The following is a 15,554-nucleotide window of genomic DNA, read 5'->3' as shown; positions in this document are numbered from 1 at the left end:
TTTTATTGTTCAAACTGTTATTGATCTTGCCTTGCCTGTTTCTCAATTTGAGACCTTTTCAATGGAGTAGTAGCCGAACTTGTTATTCTTGATGGTGTAGTAACCGGGATAGCGGAAAGTAGAACTACTATAGTCATACGCTTGGTCATATCCCCAGTTACCCATGGCAGTGCTTTGCCAAACAGACAAATCCGTACCCATGTCGTCTACGTGAGTCTTCACATTATAGTTGTCTTTGGTCACCGTCCATGTGCTACCTACTGGATAGTAAGTTCCACCCCAAGTCATGAAGTTCTTTTCATCGAAAGTTGAATCGCCATAGTTCTCCAAGGTGATTCTGGAAAGGTTCACCACGATGGTCGAACCGTCAGCTTTGGCTCTGCGGATACCGAAGTAAGTGAAGACGGCCGGATCGCCATCATAAGAAGTTCCTCCAGTTCTTGTCGCTACCAGTTCGCGGCTATATGTCACATCGGCACCTACCACCTTGGCTATGGCCGTGGCAAAGTCGGCATTATCGGGCAAGGTGGGCGTATCGGTGGTCATCAAGTCGTGGCAACTCATAGACCCTTGGGACAGTTTGTACCAGATGTCACTTCCTGTCGGATATTCCACCATCAGACTGGAAGTCAGCGTCACCTCTTTCTCTACCGTCTTTCCCGGTTTGGAAGGGAACGTAAACGTGAGCTTCACCTTGCCCTTGCGCGTCTCAGTGTCGGTCGGTTGGATGGTTTCAAGGGTGAGTTTCGCGTTTTCATTATCGAAACTGTCCGACTGCACTCCGCTGGTGCTACCTTTCAGCGTCGGCTTGCACAAGGCCGGTGCGGCGCTGCCGGTGATGCCGTTCGGGTCGCTCAGTGTACACTCCCAGTCACAGTTGCTCTTCACATAAATCACAGCGTCGGCACCCGAAGCCACGAAGACATCCTTGTTCAATTCCAACTCGACATTCTGGTCGAGCGAGATATTATATGTAACCGTTGTTGTCAGATTCCAAACTGACGAACCATAAGCATTGGCAAGATCCTTCAGTTTGGCACCGATGGTCTGCTCCACGCCATTCATCTCCAGCGTCATCTCCAAACGGGCTTCGCTGTCATCTCCAAATGTCTGCGGCATCATGAAGAAAGTCTCGCCCTCTCCCGTGAGTTCGGTCTCGGTATTCTCGGCTACCTTCTTTCCTTCGGGAAAGTTCAAGGTGAAGTCTCTGGTGTCAGCATCCAAATCCCAAGGAAGTATACTGCTGCCGTGTGCTTGCCAGTTATGATAGCCTCTGTATTTCACTCCTTTCAGGGCAATGGACTTGACGGTGCAGGCAGGGATATTGTTGCTCGTCTTGAACTTCACTGCCGTGAGCATGTGCCTGAACCAAATCGGCACGCTTGATGTCTCGCTCACGTCATAGCTGTTGGCCATCATGAAGTCCTCTTGGTCGGCTACCTGTTCGGGTATCTCGTAGAACAGCTTCGTATCCTTGACATTGTTGTCTTTCGGGATGGTCAGGTTCTTCGAGTTGTAGGGATACCAAGCGAAAAAAGTCAGCTTCTTGCCGGTAGGCCAGTAATACGGCGTTCCGGTAGTCCATGTGGAAGAGGCGTTGTCTTTCGTCACCTTCACGTTGTACATCACATCCAACGTCTCGGGTTCAAAAACGTTAGCATCTAAAATAGCAGCCGACACGCTAAATTCATCCACCTGTGCGCCCCCTGTCACCTGCGTACCCCGTGTCAAGGGTTGGTCGTCACCCGGGAAAGCGTCGGAGACTTCGGCAGTCAGGTAGACGGTTTTCCCATCCAGTTTGCCCTGCATCTCCACGGAGCTGGTTTCGTATGATTCGGTGGCACCAGAGTGGCTGCCGTCCGCCCTTGTCCGGGCATCAGGGGCTGCCGTGCCCACGGCAAAGGTGATGCGGTGGTCGCCCGTGCCCGAGTCACGGCCTCCGTTCTCCACATCGTCCGTACAGGCGGAGAACATCGCCAATAGGATGAGCGACAAGCCCATCAGTTTGTTCTTGTAGTTCATATCTGTCATTCGTTTATTATTCGTAATTCGTTTTCTGTCTTACAGGTTCACGTCCTGATGGCGAATCACCCAGTTATTCACCGTCACCGTGAAGTGGATGGGCTGTCCCAGTATCGGCTCACCGGGATCGGGGCTGTCCGGGGGCGTTACCCCTGCACCGCCCGTCAAGTCGAGCGTGTAGACGAACTTGTCGCCCGGCTGCCAGTGGTTCTTCTTGCTCTCCGCGTGGCCTCCGATGGGCACTGCCGCCCAGCCGTATTCATCATCAGCGGATGGATAGACCTGCCTGCCCGCATCGGTGGTGATCTTCAACAGCAGGGCGATATAGGAACCATTCTTTGTGTTCTCCTTGTCGTCTTTCGCGTCCCACGCCGTGAGCTGCTGCGGAAGGAGCATCGCCGTGCCGCCGTCGCCCATGAGCGATGTGGCATCCGCCGTAAGGCGTACAGGCTCTTTTAAGTCCTCAGTGGTATAGGAAGCGTAGCTGCCCTCTTTCAGCGTCCAGCTGCCGTCGGTATTTACCGCTGAAGGGAACGTATAGTCGCCTGTGGAGCGGACGGAACCGATGCGTACCGCCTTCACGTCGTAGCGGTAGGTATTGTTAGAACTCTTGGCACGTACCTCCACCTGCGTGAGCACGTGGCGCAGCTCTATCTCCGTCTTGGCGGCATTGTTCCTGTCACCCGAGGCGTAACCTGCCAGCAGGTCTTTTTGTCCGGCGATGTCCGCTTCCGGACTGAAGCCGGTCACTTTCAGCTCGCCGGGCTTGTCACCCTCGTAGGTGCCTCCCCAGTCCGCGGCCGCGGGACAGGCGGCCACGAAGCGCAGCTCGCTGCCGTCGTCCGGCCAATACTTCAAAGGGTCGGACGTCCAGTCGTTCTCCGTCCCCGCCTCGTGCGTGAACAGCAAGTTCCGGAACCCGTACTTCTCCTCGTTGCCGGCCGTGGCGAACGCCGACACGCTGAAGCCGGTGGCTTTCAGCCCGGCGAGGTCGGCGGAGAGGGCACGGGTGTTCATGCCCACCGCCATGCGGAAGCGGATGCCTTTCCCCGAAGCTACCTGTACCGTGTCGTCGTTGGAGCACGAGGCAAGGATCAAGGCCGCTGCCGCCAATACATGAATCGCTTTATTTGCCATAGTTCTTCTTTTTTAGCTTGTCTTTTCGTGTGACCGGAAAGGGACATTCAACCCCGTCCGGCCTAAGGGCGCACTTCCTGCCTTGGCTGAGTGTGCGGACAGCCACCGGGCGGAAGTGCGGTTTGGTTATTGATTTTTGATTATACGAATGTCGGATTACATGTCGATGTTGTTCTCTTGGGGATTCCAAGGAGTAACAGTAACGGTGAACTTGATCGGGTCACCCAAGATCTTGTCTCCCTTGTCCGGGTCTTTTCCGTCCGGTTGCGGCTTAACATCCGGTCCCGGAGTTACAGGGTCAACACGTCCCGCACCGTTGGTGAAGTCCAAAGTATAGACATACTTGTTGCCCTTCTTCCAAGTGAATGAAGCGGGAACGGCAGCCCAACCGTAAGTGTCAGCACCTTCAGCAGGGAAAACGTTACTGTTATCAGCCGTCTTAGTGATTCTCAACAGTACGGAGATGTATGTACCCTTGTTGGCATTTTGCTTGTCGTTTTCAACATCCCAAGCCGTGGTAGCTTCCTGCGGGATCAGCATGGCATTGTCACTGTAGTTAACGCCATTATCCTGCTTTTGTTCCATGATGCTTTGGGCAGTACCATTCAAAGTTACCGGAATAGTATACTCCACAGTGTAAATCTGGTCGTTTGTAGCGTTGTTGCTCCACGTACCATTTACGACATTGAAGTCGGCCTCTCCGTCAACGTTTGAAATACGGATACCTTTCACTTGGTATGTGTAGACCGTATTGTCACTCTTTGCAGAGATTTGGATCTGGGAAAGGGCGTGTTCCAATTCCAATGCGACACCGGCAGTTTCGTTGGCAGCCTTGGTTCCGGTCATGCCTGTAACGTATACCATGTCGGCCTGCTTGTCCACATCGGCGTTAATCGCTACACCACCCACGTTGATGTTATCCTTGTCCGTGATGGTTTTCGTTCCCGTCCAGTTGGTAGAGAAGGCGGTGAAGCTCAATACTTCGTTTGCATCTTGCGGCCAGAATTTTGAATCGGCTGAATTAAATACACCGCCCTCCTTTACATAATCAACTTCAGTATCAAAACCGTCGTACTTGTTCTTGTTCTCATTCCAAAAGGCTGTAACCTTGATGGCACTCAGATTGTCCGTTGTCACTTCGGAAGCACGTGTATTCAGTCCTGTTACGGCACGGAAACTGATGCCTTTCTGCTGTGCCATTTCCACAGTCTCGTCGTTCGAGCATGATGCCAGCGCCAATGCGGCCGCTGCGCATAAATAAATCATTTTGTTCATAATTGAAAAATTAAAAAAATGAATAATTAAAAAAATGAATAATTAAAAAAATAATTGATTGATAACCTTTTGTATAACTTTTCAGATTCATTTCAGGGGAGCGTCCTTCTTGTCGTCCGTCCAACCGTCCACCGTGACATCGAACTTTTCAGGGTCTTTCAGGTCCACGTCCTTGTCGTCGGTGCCCCACTCGCTGACCGTCACGCCGAAGCGTATCAGGCCGCCCAAGACGGGTTGCGTCTTGGCAGGGTCTTTGCTTGCATCCCAGTCCGTGCCCGGATCTACAGGGTCAACACGTCCGGCACCGTTGCTGAAGTCGAGCGTATAGGTAAACTTCTTGCCATGTTGCTGTGCCCATTGATAGTTCACCGGTATGGCAACCCACGCATAGCCTCCAACCTTGTCGGGATAAACAGTCGCTCCCAACTTCATCTGGATATTTACCAAGACCGAGAAGAATGCTCCCTCTATTGTACTGGCCTGTGGTTGAGCATCGGCAGAAAGCGGAACTTCAAAAGAGCCCCCGCCTACGATCCACTGCGACGAAGTACACGGTATCACCATGGCGTTGCCAGCCGTGCCCATGATAGATTTGGCATCCGCCGCCAAGTCTATGGGAGTGTCGTAGGTAACTTCAAGTGTCTTATGCTTTATGTTGCCATTGCCATTAGTATTCCATTGTTCATTCTTGAAGTCAAAGTCGCCATTACTTACTACATTGTTGAGACGGAATCCTTTCACCTTGTACACATAGTTGGGATTGGTATTCTTTGCATTGAGCTGAACTTGTACAAGCGCGTGCTTCATCTCCAGCGGTACGCCCACTTTTCCGTTGGCGGCTTTCGTGCCTGCCACATTGCTGACATAGGTCATGTCTTCCTGCTTGACAATATCATCGTTGATGGTGACATTTCTCATCCATTGCTCTGTAGAGCCGGTGAAATCACGGGTACCGCTCCAGTTGCCTGAAAGTACGGTGAAAGTCAATTCGCCGGTTTCCGGCCAATAATAGGGCTTGGCAGAGTTGAAGAAGCCCGTACCGTCCTTTTGGAATATGACATTGTCAAAGTGCAGATTTGTTCCTTGATAGGCCGTCACGCAGAGGGTATTCAAATTACTAACGTCAGCCACCACGCCACGGGTATTCGCACCCATCATGCTGCGGAAGCTGATGGCATTCTCCTGCGCCTGTTCCACGACCTCGTCGTTGGAGCATGAAGCCAGCATCATCGCGGCAGCCGCACATATATAAATCGATTTGTTCATATACTTGTATTTTTACTTTTCTGTTCCACTTGTTCTCTGCTTAGCTCATCGGCAGGCTGATGTGCACTTCCTCCCAGTCCTTTACGGTAGGCTGCAAGCCTCCGCCGCCAGACACAGGTTTCGGAAGCGGCAGCTTGTCGACCACGATGACGATGTGCGTCGGGTCCTGTGCCGGATCATGCAACTGGTCGGTCACGTCCGCCTCGAAATAATAGGTGCTGCCGTCCGACATCAGCGCATAGATCATCAGCTTGTGCGTGCCGGTTTCTTTCGGACAATGGCCGAAGAAGGTCAGGTTGCCCGACAACTGCGTCTTCTCCTCATTGGCGTGTACCTCGAACGGGATGGTCACTTTCTCGGTTGTCAACTCGTCGATTCCTGCCAGCCAGCCGCCCGCCATACCCGTCACGGATGCGCTGAGTGCACTCACGTGACGCAGGTTCTCCACGTTTCTGACCTCCACCGTACAAGTGTTCACCCGTGGCTTCGGGGTCAGGACGATCCGCTTCACGCCGCTCGCAGGACCGATGTCCAACCGCTCGGCATGGTCGCTCCAGAGGGCCTCGGGTTCCATCACGCTGCGCTCCTCTTCCGCGCCGCGTGCCTTCGGTGCCGTTTCCGACCTCGTGGCCAGTGTCCCACGCAGTGAACGGGTGTTCCCCGTTGTCACTTGAAATGTCTCCATACGTTCCTTGTCAACTATGCGGTGCGTCTCCTTGTCGCTGTTTACGCAAAGGGCATCGTACATACCCTCCGGAACGACGATGGTACCGCCCTCACGCTTGGTGAACTCGTAACGCATCGGCTCGGAACCGTCCTCCGGATAGAGGTAAAGGCTCATCGTGGCAGGGTGGGCGTCGGGAGCTTCCGTCCAGTCGAACACCACCTCCACGCTCGCCGAGTGCGGATGGTCGTAACACAGATCCTTGTGCTCACAGGCCGTGAGCAGGGGCAACAGCATTACCGCCAGACATCCTGCGATTGCCTTGTGCAGTTCCTTGTATATCCGTATATGTATCATTTCGTACCTCCTTTCTTGCTGTTCTCGTTGCCGCGACCCAACAACCAGACGAGCGAGATTTCCGCCTTCGTCGGGCCGAACCAGTGGCGTCTCTTCGTTTCCTTGTATACATAGCAACCGTCCTCCGGCTCATATACTTTGTACTTGCCACCGCTGTAACCGACACCGATACTGAAGTCGATATTAAGCCTCTTGGCAACGGGCAGCGAGTAGCCGTATTCCAATCCGAAACCGTAGTTAAAATCGCTCAGGTAGCCCTTGCCGCCCGTTTCGAAGTCGTAGGTCAGCCCCTGCGCGTACACGCCCACATGATGTCCTTGCAAAGGCTTCTCGGCCGCCTTACTTCCGAAGTACTTGCGCACTTCCAACTCACCGCCGTAGATGCGCCAATAGCGGTGCTTTGAATCCTTGCTCCACCATGCGTACATCCAGTCGCCGCCGACGCTCCAGCCACCACCGAGATAGACCTCCAGTCCCACGTTCGGAACAAGGGCTGCATCATAGAGCAGGTTCGTTTTGACCGCCATATAAAAAGGTCTCTTTTCCATTTCTTCGTTCGTGTTATCCTGCGGAATCGTCTCGTCCTCCTTGTTATAAAGCGTGGCGGTCGTTTCAAGCTCCTTCCCGGCGGTGTCCACCGTGTCATCGGGGTTCATCACATTGTCGACTGCCTGTTCGGGTGCCGGCTTCAATTCGGCCTGTGCCGATTCGGGTTTGGGCTTCACGCGCTCGATGCGTTCCATCTCGCACACCACGAGTGCACCGCTGCGTAAGCTATCGAAGAGGTTCTCCATCATATATTGCCACGCGCGTCCGCCGGAAAGGTTCATCAGCTGGCGTTTACGACCATCGACCACCTTGCCCTCGCGAACCACCCATTCGGGCGTGTCGCGGATGATGGCCAGCGCCTTGTCGCGCCAAGGAACGTCGGTGCGGGCGAGTTTCTCTGCCAGCTCGTCCCAGGCCTCGCCAAGAGGCTGGAGCGTGAAGATGCTGTCGGGAAGCGAGAGGTTCCCTTTCAGATAGTCGCGTAGTTCCTCGCCGCGTTTTCTGGCGAGCTCCTTATTAAACTTGTTGTTCCCCTCGGGCGAAGCCGACGACTGGATACGGATACGCCTGAGCACAGCCGCAGGGTCGGCTCCCGAAGCGCGGATGCTGTCCCCCAGCGCCGACAGGTGGCGGGCGTTGTCCATGTACGGCAGCTCCAGCCGTGCGCTCGCGGTGCGGTAGTACACCGTGGTGCGGAGGCTGTCCGACACGATTTCCGCTTGGGCGTTCCCGGCAAGCAAGGCCGCCAGCAACAGGGACGGAATGAATCTTTTTTTCATATCGTTTCTTTTTAAATTTTAGTTCTCGTTTCTCATGCGTTATCGCCCGTTTTAAACCAAGTATTCTATCTTATTGGTTTGCAGTATTTTACCCCCCCCCCAGTAAGTTGGTAGAAATTCTTCAGTTGCGGCATGGTCTTCGAGCGAAACACCCGACAGCCGCGACCGAAGCTCGTCCAGTATGTCCCGGAACACTCCGCATACCCGACAGTTATCCGCTTCGCACTGGCACTGGACGTTCGGGAGTACCGTGCGGCAGCAGTCCATGCGGAAGGTTCCTTCCAGTGCGCGTACCACTTCCAGCATCGGTATTTCGGCAGGGTCGCGTGAGAGCATATATCCCGGCTTCGGCCCTCCGACACGTGAGTGCAGGATACCCGCCTGTACCAGTCGCAGCAACGCCGGTGAGAGGGCACGCACGTTGATGCGGTAACGCTCCGCTATCTCCGGTGCGTTGAGCCATACACCGTAGTGCCATCCCCATGCGAGATAGCGGCAGGCGATCAACCCGTATCGTGTGGGGTTCGTCAGCATGACCCGCCCCTTTCCTTCGTCATTTGTTTCATTTTATCGTCTCCTTATGTTTTCTTGCCTATTTGCCGTACATTTGCGAATAGTACGGCAAATACAACGGTTCACTGTATTTGGATGGGAAAAAGAAACAGGATTTGCTTTCCTGTCTATTTTTTCGCTTTTCCATACATCTTGGCGGCCCTTGGCACGTGTCCCTTTCTTAGCAAGAAAGAGACATTATGGGAAATTGATTTGTATAATTCTGTGATACAGGTTGTTGAAAATGCGTTTCACATCGCATGGAAAGAATAGAGGGTGGAAAGGCAGGAAGAAATATCGGGTGAAACAGAGAAAAAAGCGGAAGAAAATTTGCTGCAAATGTATGAAATATATACCTTTGCAGCGAAAAATATTACGGTGTTCACGTGACACGAAACGGATGTCTCTTTCTTGCTAAGAAAGGGACATTTTTTGTTTTCGGAAGTTTGGGATATATGCGGCTGTGTGTTTCTGTTTTCCAAAAGTTGCGATGCAAGAGATTCGGTTTTCCGGCGGTGTCCGGACGGGATGTCCCTTTCCTTTCTTTTATGTTTGGGCTGCCGCAGCATCCGGTCGTACATGCCACTTACGGCAAGGTCCACCTTACGGCTGCTGATGCGCGAGAGGTATATCTGCGTGGTACGTATTGAGGTGTGACCCATGCACTGACTGATAAGTTCAACCGGTTGGCAGTCTTCCAACATCAACGTCGCCCACGTGTGCCGCAGCACGTAGGTGGTGAGCGGCACGGGGAGTCCCGTTTTCCTGCCAATCTCGTGCATGGAACGGTTGATCCGCCGCAGGGCGGATTCCTCAGAGAGTTCCTCCCCGCAACACCCTTTTCTTGTCTTGTGTAGGAAAGGGAAAACGAAAGGAGAATCTTCTCGATAATACCGTTTCATGATTTCTTCCAGTTCAGGCACTACCTCCACGTCGATGGGCACGCCGGTCTTGCTGCGCAGGTAACGGATGTGCCGGTCCGTCACCATACGGTGGGTCAGGTTGTACACATCCTTAAATACCATTCCACGGGCGTAAAGGATGAACAGCAATACGTCCAATGCCTCACGCCGGTTCTCCGGCAGTGTCTGCCGCAAGGCCGGAGAGAGCAGACGCTGAACCTCTTCTTTCCGGAGCGCACGTTTGGCGGGGAAGCTGCTCCCGCCATGATGTCCGCCGAAAGGTTTCCCGTCCGTTTTATTGTCTGAAAGTGCAAGTGAATGACTGTACAACGCACGGAACGTGCGAAGGTAAAAGTCCACGGTCTGAGGTTTGTCGGCGTGGCGGCTTTCCAGCCATGTGGTGAATCTGTCCGTCCAACCTCTTGTGATGTCTTCTACCGTCAGATGTTCCCATCCATCCCCCACAAATTCCTTTACCTTATTTATACTACTGTGGTAGTTCTCCAACGTTTGCACGCTACGTTGTCCTTTCAATGCTTCCAGTGTCCGATCCAACAATGGAGAAAGTAACGTTTTCTTTTTCCTGTCCATCATTATTCCTTGTTTTTAGTTTACTACATTATAATGGTAAAGAAGGAAAAGGATTTTGGATAATTGGGATATTTAACATTTAACAGCACTGATGTGGCGATAGCCGCATTCCATAGTTTTACGGTCATGATGCAACTGGGAGGTGGCAAGTCATTTAAAGGAAATTAACGGTTTCCTATCAGGAAAGTAAAATCACGATCCTGATTGCAAGAATATAGGCTGATATTTAGCCATTAATTTCCATTCATCTTTGATGATTTTGTTAAGGATGGATTTTATACTCCATCAATAGAATTCTTTTCTATTGCAAAGATACCGTAACAGAACACCATGAAAATTTGCTGAATTACTGAATCGCAGAACATCAAGTTTACTTGAATGTTGTGCTTATGTGCATCCTAATTTCTACAGTACCAGTACCACCAAACAATGAGCGGCATCAAACGAAATACAAAAGGGAAAACATCAGTGCGATTGCATTTTCAGAAGAACGACCAAGATAGAATTGCGCAAACACTAATTTCAACCTGTTTACAACCCAATAGTACGGCACAGGAAAAGCCTTTTTCTGACCACATATAAAACGTTGGTGCAAGGTGCACGTATATCTATATAGATACGTGCACCTTGCACCAAATGTCAACAGATTATTTATCAGTTATTTTGCAAGACGAAAAATCGGAGCAAAATCACCACTTTTTTGCACCGATTCAAAAATCCCGTTCCAATCTCCTGTTTTTTATCAGTCAAGAGCCTAAAAAAGCCCTATACATTTCCACTTTTCAGTCTGATTTTCTATCTTTGTCCCGTTATCAGTGCAGAGCAAGGCAATGCAGCGAAACGTGCACTGCTACTAAATAGCTACCTGTTACTGAATTTTATTCTCTTTCAGTCTTGAATCTCAAATAATTAAATTATTTCCTCAGTTTTTGTGGCAAAATACTGCCTTGCGGAATTTATTTCCCTCATTCTCGATACGGAATCCTTTCTCCTGCCGTCATAATTTACACCAAGGGCGTGTAAGAATCCGCCCCGATGCAACGCATTAAGGGCGCGAGGGGACAGTAGTTCGCCTGTCGCAAATACCTGAGCCCATATCCCGCCAATCACGCAGCAGCGTACAGTTAGACACACCGTCATATTCCGATTCGCTGTTTGAGCCTGCATTAATTAATAGGATATACAGAAACTTCGCCCCTCTCCCGCACACGTTAAGACCTCCTCACGCGCCTTTCCCTTTACTTTTGCCAAGTACAACTAAAACTTCAGTATCATGGCAAGCGTAAAATTGATTTTGAACCGCCATCGTGCTCTCAAGAGCGGGGCCTACCCGCTGGTTTTCCAACTCATCGAGTTCGGCGTGATGATCATCGCCTTCAAGTCGGCGTTGAAATCCGTCCTCGCCAATCCGTGGGCGGCGATCGCCATCGGTGCTGCGATGGTCGCGGCGGCAGCCGTGATGACGGCGCTCATCAACAAGAATGCGGAGAAGAGCGAGCCGGCGCTGGCCAAAGGCGGTCTGGCATACGGCCCCACTTATGCAATGGTCGGCGACAATCCCAATGCCGGCACGGATCCCGAAGTCATCGCGCCGCTGTCGAAGTTGCAGGCGATGCTCCCGACGGGCGGCAGCGCGCAGAACCTGCGAATAACCCTCGGCGGTCAATTGACTGCCAAGGGTCGGGATCTGGTGTATGTTCTCGGAAAAGAGAACTTCAAGTCGGAGGTGTTGGGTGGGTAATTTTCTTATCACTTTATCTCGGTAACATCATCGAGCGACCTGATACGGCCGTTGACACGCCATCGGGTTCGTGTTCCTTTTTTGAATGGACAGAGACAGGTTTTTCGAAATCGCACGAACGTAGTTCGAGCCACTCCGTATTGGCGGCATATTTCCGCGATAGGACGTCCGCAGTTCATCATTACGGCGATTTCGCGTCGATTGTCGAACAAGAGGCGGAGTTTGGTATATGTGCCTTTCTTTCGGCCCAGCGGTATTCCCTGCTCGCGTCTGAGGGCCAGCGCCTCTTTCGTGCGCAGGGAGATGAGGTTTCGTTCGAGTTCGGCGACGAGTCCGAATGCGAAGCAGAGCACTTTGCTGTTGATGGTATCGTCGAAGGCATAATGATCCTTGGTGCTGTAGAGATGCACCTGTCGTTCGAGCAGTTCGCCGACGATGGCCATGATGTCCGTGAGCGTGCGGCTCAGACGCGACAGCTCGGTTACGATGAGCGTATCGCCCTTGTGCATGCGGCGCACGAGCGCCCCTAATTTGCGGTCGCGTCCTTTCTTGCGGCCGCTGACGGTTTCGGTGACCCACCGATCCACCGTCAGATTTCTGCTTCGAGAGAATTTGGAGATTTCGTTCTGTTGGTTGGCGAGCGTCTGCTTGCCGGTACTGACCCGTAAATAAGCTATGACCATTTTTCGAGAATTTGATGGGCATATTATAACTCAAAAAACTCCCGAACAAAAAACGGGCGGATGCCGCCCGTGGGACCGACAAAAAAACGTTCGATTCTAGGTACAAAAATAGCAAAAGAATTCAAAAAAATGCGAATTCGGATGTAAAAATGTATCAATTAGGTATTTATACTACTGCAACCGGTTTTGTAATCTCTTGAAAATCACAAAGAACAATATACGTTATAAATCGAACGCTTAAAAGTCGTTCACAAGTCTTGGGTGTTTGATTTACAATTATTTGCATAAGTATAGACGAAAAAGGAGACGATACCGTATGAAGAGAGCCTTACTGACCTTTTTATTTTTCCTGCCGCTGTGGTGTGTGGCGCAGGGCCGGTCTGCTGCCGAATACCCGCTGGGGGATACGCTTCGCTACGACCCCGTGCCCTACGAAGTGGATTTGAAAACGAACCTTCTGATGGACGCCACTGCCACGATCAACCTGGGCGTGGAGTTCCCGCTGGGCCGCCGGTGGTCGATGGACATATCCGGCAACTACAACGGGTGGACGCTGAGCGATAACCGCAAATGGAAACATTGGATGGTTCAGCCGGAGTTCCGCTTCTGGACCAAGACCCGGCAGCGGGGCCACTTTATAGGCATCCACCTCTTGGGTGGGGAGTATAACCTGAACCGGATGCACCTGCCTTTCAAGATGTATCCCTCGACGGCCGACCGTCGGCACGAGGGCTGGGGCGTCGGCGCGGGCTTCACCTACGGCTACCGCTGGAACTTCTCCGAGCGGTGGGGCATGGAGGGCCAGCTTGGTCTTGGATGGATCTATACCGAATATGATAAATTCTGCCCCAAAAATTGCGGGGTCCGCGTAAGCTCCGGTTCGAAGCATTGGTTCGGCCCGACGAAGATCGCCCTGAACCTCATTTACCGCTTCGGGAAGAAGAAACGCATGGCCGAGGCCGCCCGCCTCGCTGCGCTCAACGCTCCGAAGCCCATCATCGAGGAGCGCATCGTGCGCGACACGGTTATCATTCGTGATACCGTCGTTATCCATGCTTCTGAGCCACCCCGAATGTTCCGCAACGAAACTTACGTCCTGCATTTGCAGTACGAGGCTGGCAGCGCCAAAATCGTGCGTACACTGGCCGACAATGGGGAGCGCCTGGCCGCTTTCAAAGAGTTCATTGACCGGATACAGGGAGATTCGACGGTCGTCATCCAGCGTATTTCTTTGACGGGTTACTGTTCGATCGAAGGTACGGCCCAATACAACGACCGGCTGTCGAGCACCCGTGCACACAGTCTTCAGGAATACCTGCTGGACTTCTATCCGTGGATGAAGGACATCATGCACACGGCCGGCCGCGGAGAGGATTGGAGCGGTCTGCTGCGTCTGGTCGAACAGAGCGACAATACGGCGTGGAAGAACGCTATCGAGCGCATCATCCTCAATACGGGCGTTTACGAAGGCCGCGAACGCAAACTGATGGATCTCTATGGCGGAGAGCCTTACCGGTGGATGTTCCGGGAGTTCTTCCCCGAACTGCGGCGCATCGAGTGCAAGGTGGAATACGAGGTCAAGACGGAGTGACGGACCCCGTGCGGGCGACGGACGAACAATCCTGACGACAAGATACATTAATAACCATTTTTTCACTTTTTTTTAATCACTTTTTAAATTAATTTTTATGAAAACCAAATCGATTATCGCTGGCATGCTTTCGACGATGCTGCTGGCTGTAGGATGCAACAAGGAAGACGGTGGCAACCGTGTTACCCCGGAAGCCGGAGTCAAGACGTACGCTTCGTTCTCGGTGTCTCTTCTGAATCAGAGTACGCGCGCCGCTTCCACCGATCCCAACGCCGTAGAAACAGAGACAAAAATCAGCGACCTCCACATCTACATCTTCAACGGCGGGGTCTTGGAGACTAAGGGCAAGATTACTCTGAATACAGACAATAAAGGCACTACGGCCCTCGCTACGACTACCGGCACCAAGACGATCTACGCCGTGGCCAACTACAACAATGCTCAGGGAGCTATCGGCTCGCTGCAGAGCGATTTCGAGAAACAGTTGATCGCTGCTACGGATATCGCCGAAGAGAACGGCTTCTTCATGGCCGGTAAGACGGAAGCTACCCTGACCGAGCGGACGGAGGATGAGGCTAAGCAAGACGCCAATCTCATCAAGATCTCCGTCGCTCGCGGCGCCGCCAAAGTGCAGATGCAGTTCGGGACTAACGTTCCCGTGAAGCCGGTCGTTAATGCCTCCGTCGCCGATGCCAAGTTCACGCTGGCACAGCAGAATTCCCAGATGTACCTCGCCAAACTCATTGTAGAAGGGTTCTCGCCCAAGGGTAAAACCGCCGAGCAGACCGATGCTGACGCAGACGGCACTTACGACCACCTGATGAAACTGCCCACGACGGATGATGAGCTCAAATGGATCAATGCCGGGACGACGTATCAAAATACTTATGCCACTTCAAAGTACCTGGCCGAGAACGTCAACGAGAATCCGACTACCGGTAATACCTCTTACGTGCTGGTCAGCCTGCAGGTTACTCCCCAGGCAACAGCAGACGCTACCGGTAATGTAACCCAAACTGCCTTGACGCCCGGCACAACGTTCTACGTGCTGGCCAAGAAAGAACTCACTTCGGGTAAGATCACCTTCGCTTCCAAAGACAACAAGATCCTCTATTTCAAACAAGAGGTCGATGCTACTACGTACAAGAATACGCAGGTCGACCTGACTACTTACGATGTGGAGACATATACCAATGGTATAAGCTACTACCGCCTCAATATCCGCGACATCCGCGAGACCACTCTGACCAAGAAGTACGCTGTGAACCGCAACCATTACTACAAGGTCAATATTACCGAGATCAGCAACCTGGGCTTCAATACTGCCGCGGGTACGATTCCGACCGAACCGACCACTCCGCTGGAAACCCAGACCCACATCTCGGCCGACATCACGATCGAACCGTGGACGGTAGTGGATATGAACGAGCCGCTGGGCTAACCAA

General features: G+C 52.3%; 12 protein-coding genes. 3 read left to right on the top strand and 9 right to left on the bottom strand.

What is annotated here, in order from left to right:
* Positions 1 to 42: 42 nt before the first annotated feature.
* From NQ519_RS12155 to NQ519_RS12120, 8 genes are all read right to left on the bottom strand, one after another.
* Positions 43 to 2,022 (bottom strand): fimbrillin family protein, encoded by a 1,980-nt coding sequence (locus NQ519_RS12155; RefSeq protein ID WP_019150884.1) that lies wholly within the window; start codon positions 2,020 to 2,022, stop codon positions 43 to 45.
* A gap of 39 nt (positions 2,023 to 2,061) precedes the next feature.
* Complete coding sequence (locus NQ519_RS12150) at positions 2,062 to 3,159, bottom strand: fimbrillin family protein (protein WP_044118633.1); 1,098 nt, start codon at positions 3,157 to 3,159, stop codon at positions 2,062 to 2,064.
* A gap of 156 nt (positions 3,160 to 3,315) precedes the next feature.
* Positions 3,316 to 4,434, bottom strand: coding sequence for a fimbrillin family protein (locus tag NQ519_RS12145; RefSeq protein ID WP_019150886.1), 1,119 nt, complete (start codon positions 4,432 to 4,434; stop codon positions 3,316 to 3,318).
* 87 nt (positions 4,435 to 4,521) lie between these two features.
* Positions 4,522 to 5,700: a fimbrillin family protein gene (locus NQ519_RS12140; protein WP_026076557.1), complete on the bottom strand. Its 1,179-nt coding sequence runs from the start codon at positions 5,698 to 5,700 to the stop codon at positions 4,522 to 4,524.
* 40 nt (positions 5,701 to 5,740) lie between these two features.
* Positions 5,741 to 6,721 carry a DUF5119 domain-containing protein gene (locus NQ519_RS12135; RefSeq protein WP_147513185.1) on the bottom strand — a complete coding sequence of 327 codons (981 nt, stop codon included), beginning with the start codon at positions 6,719 to 6,721 and terminating at the stop codon, positions 5,741 to 5,743.
* Positions 6,718 to 8,049, bottom strand: a complete 1,332-nt coding sequence (locus NQ519_RS12130) for a DUF3575 domain-containing protein (protein ID WP_019150889.1) — start codon at positions 8,047 to 8,049, stop codon at positions 6,718 to 6,720. The genes NQ519_RS12135 and NQ519_RS12130 overlap by 4 nt, the downstream gene beginning before the upstream one ends.
* A gap of 51 nt (positions 8,050 to 8,100) precedes the next feature.
* The gene (locus NQ519_RS12125) at positions 8,101 to 8,583 is read right to left on the bottom strand and encodes an RrF2 family transcriptional regulator (protein WP_094582423.1); all 483 of its coding nucleotides are present in this window, start codon (positions 8,581 to 8,583) and stop codon (positions 8,101 to 8,103) included.
* Positions 8,584 to 8,852: 269 nt separating this feature from the next.
* Positions 8,853 to 10,097, bottom strand: coding sequence for a tyrosine-type recombinase/integrase (locus NQ519_RS12120; RefSeq protein ID WP_019150891.1), 1,245 nt, complete (start codon positions 10,095 to 10,097; stop codon positions 8,853 to 8,855).
* 1,270 nt (positions 10,098 to 11,367) lie between these two features.
* Between NQ519_RS12120 and NQ519_RS12115 the strand changes: the two genes are divergently transcribed.
* Complete coding sequence (locus tag NQ519_RS12115) at positions 11,368 to 11,835, top strand: hypothetical protein (protein WP_019150892.1); 468 nt, start codon at positions 11,368 to 11,370, stop codon at positions 11,833 to 11,835.
* Between the two features lie 8 nt (positions 11,836 to 11,843).
* Here the strand turns inward: NQ519_RS12115 and NQ519_RS12110 are convergent, their stop codons facing one another.
* On the bottom strand, positions 11,844 to 12,518 hold the full coding sequence (locus NQ519_RS12110) for a recombinase family protein (RefSeq protein WP_019150893.1): 675 nt from the start codon (positions 12,516 to 12,518) through the stop codon (positions 11,844 to 11,846).
* 316 nt (positions 12,519 to 12,834) lie between these two features.
* Here NQ519_RS12110 and NQ519_RS12105 point away from each other — a divergent pair, with 316 nt between their 5' ends.
* Complete coding sequence (locus NQ519_RS12105; RefSeq protein WP_019150894.1) at positions 12,835 to 14,109, top strand: DUF3575 domain-containing protein; 1,275 nt, start codon at positions 12,835 to 12,837, stop codon at positions 14,107 to 14,109.
* A 97-nt stretch (positions 14,110 to 14,206) separates the two neighbouring features.
* Entirely contained in the window at positions 14,207 to 15,550 is a 1,344-nt protein-coding gene (locus tag NQ519_RS12100) for an Mfa1 family fimbria major subunit (RefSeq protein ID WP_019150895.1), read from the top strand.
* Positions 15,551 to 15,554: the final 4 nt, after the last annotated feature.

This window comes from Alistipes senegalensis JC50, assembly GCF_025145645.1.
GTDB lineage: Bacteria > Bacteroidota > Bacteroidia > Bacteroidales > Rikenellaceae > Alistipes > Alistipes senegalensis.
Note: the sequence above shows the minus strand (reverse complement) of the source record. Positions and strands in the feature narration are given on the sequence as shown.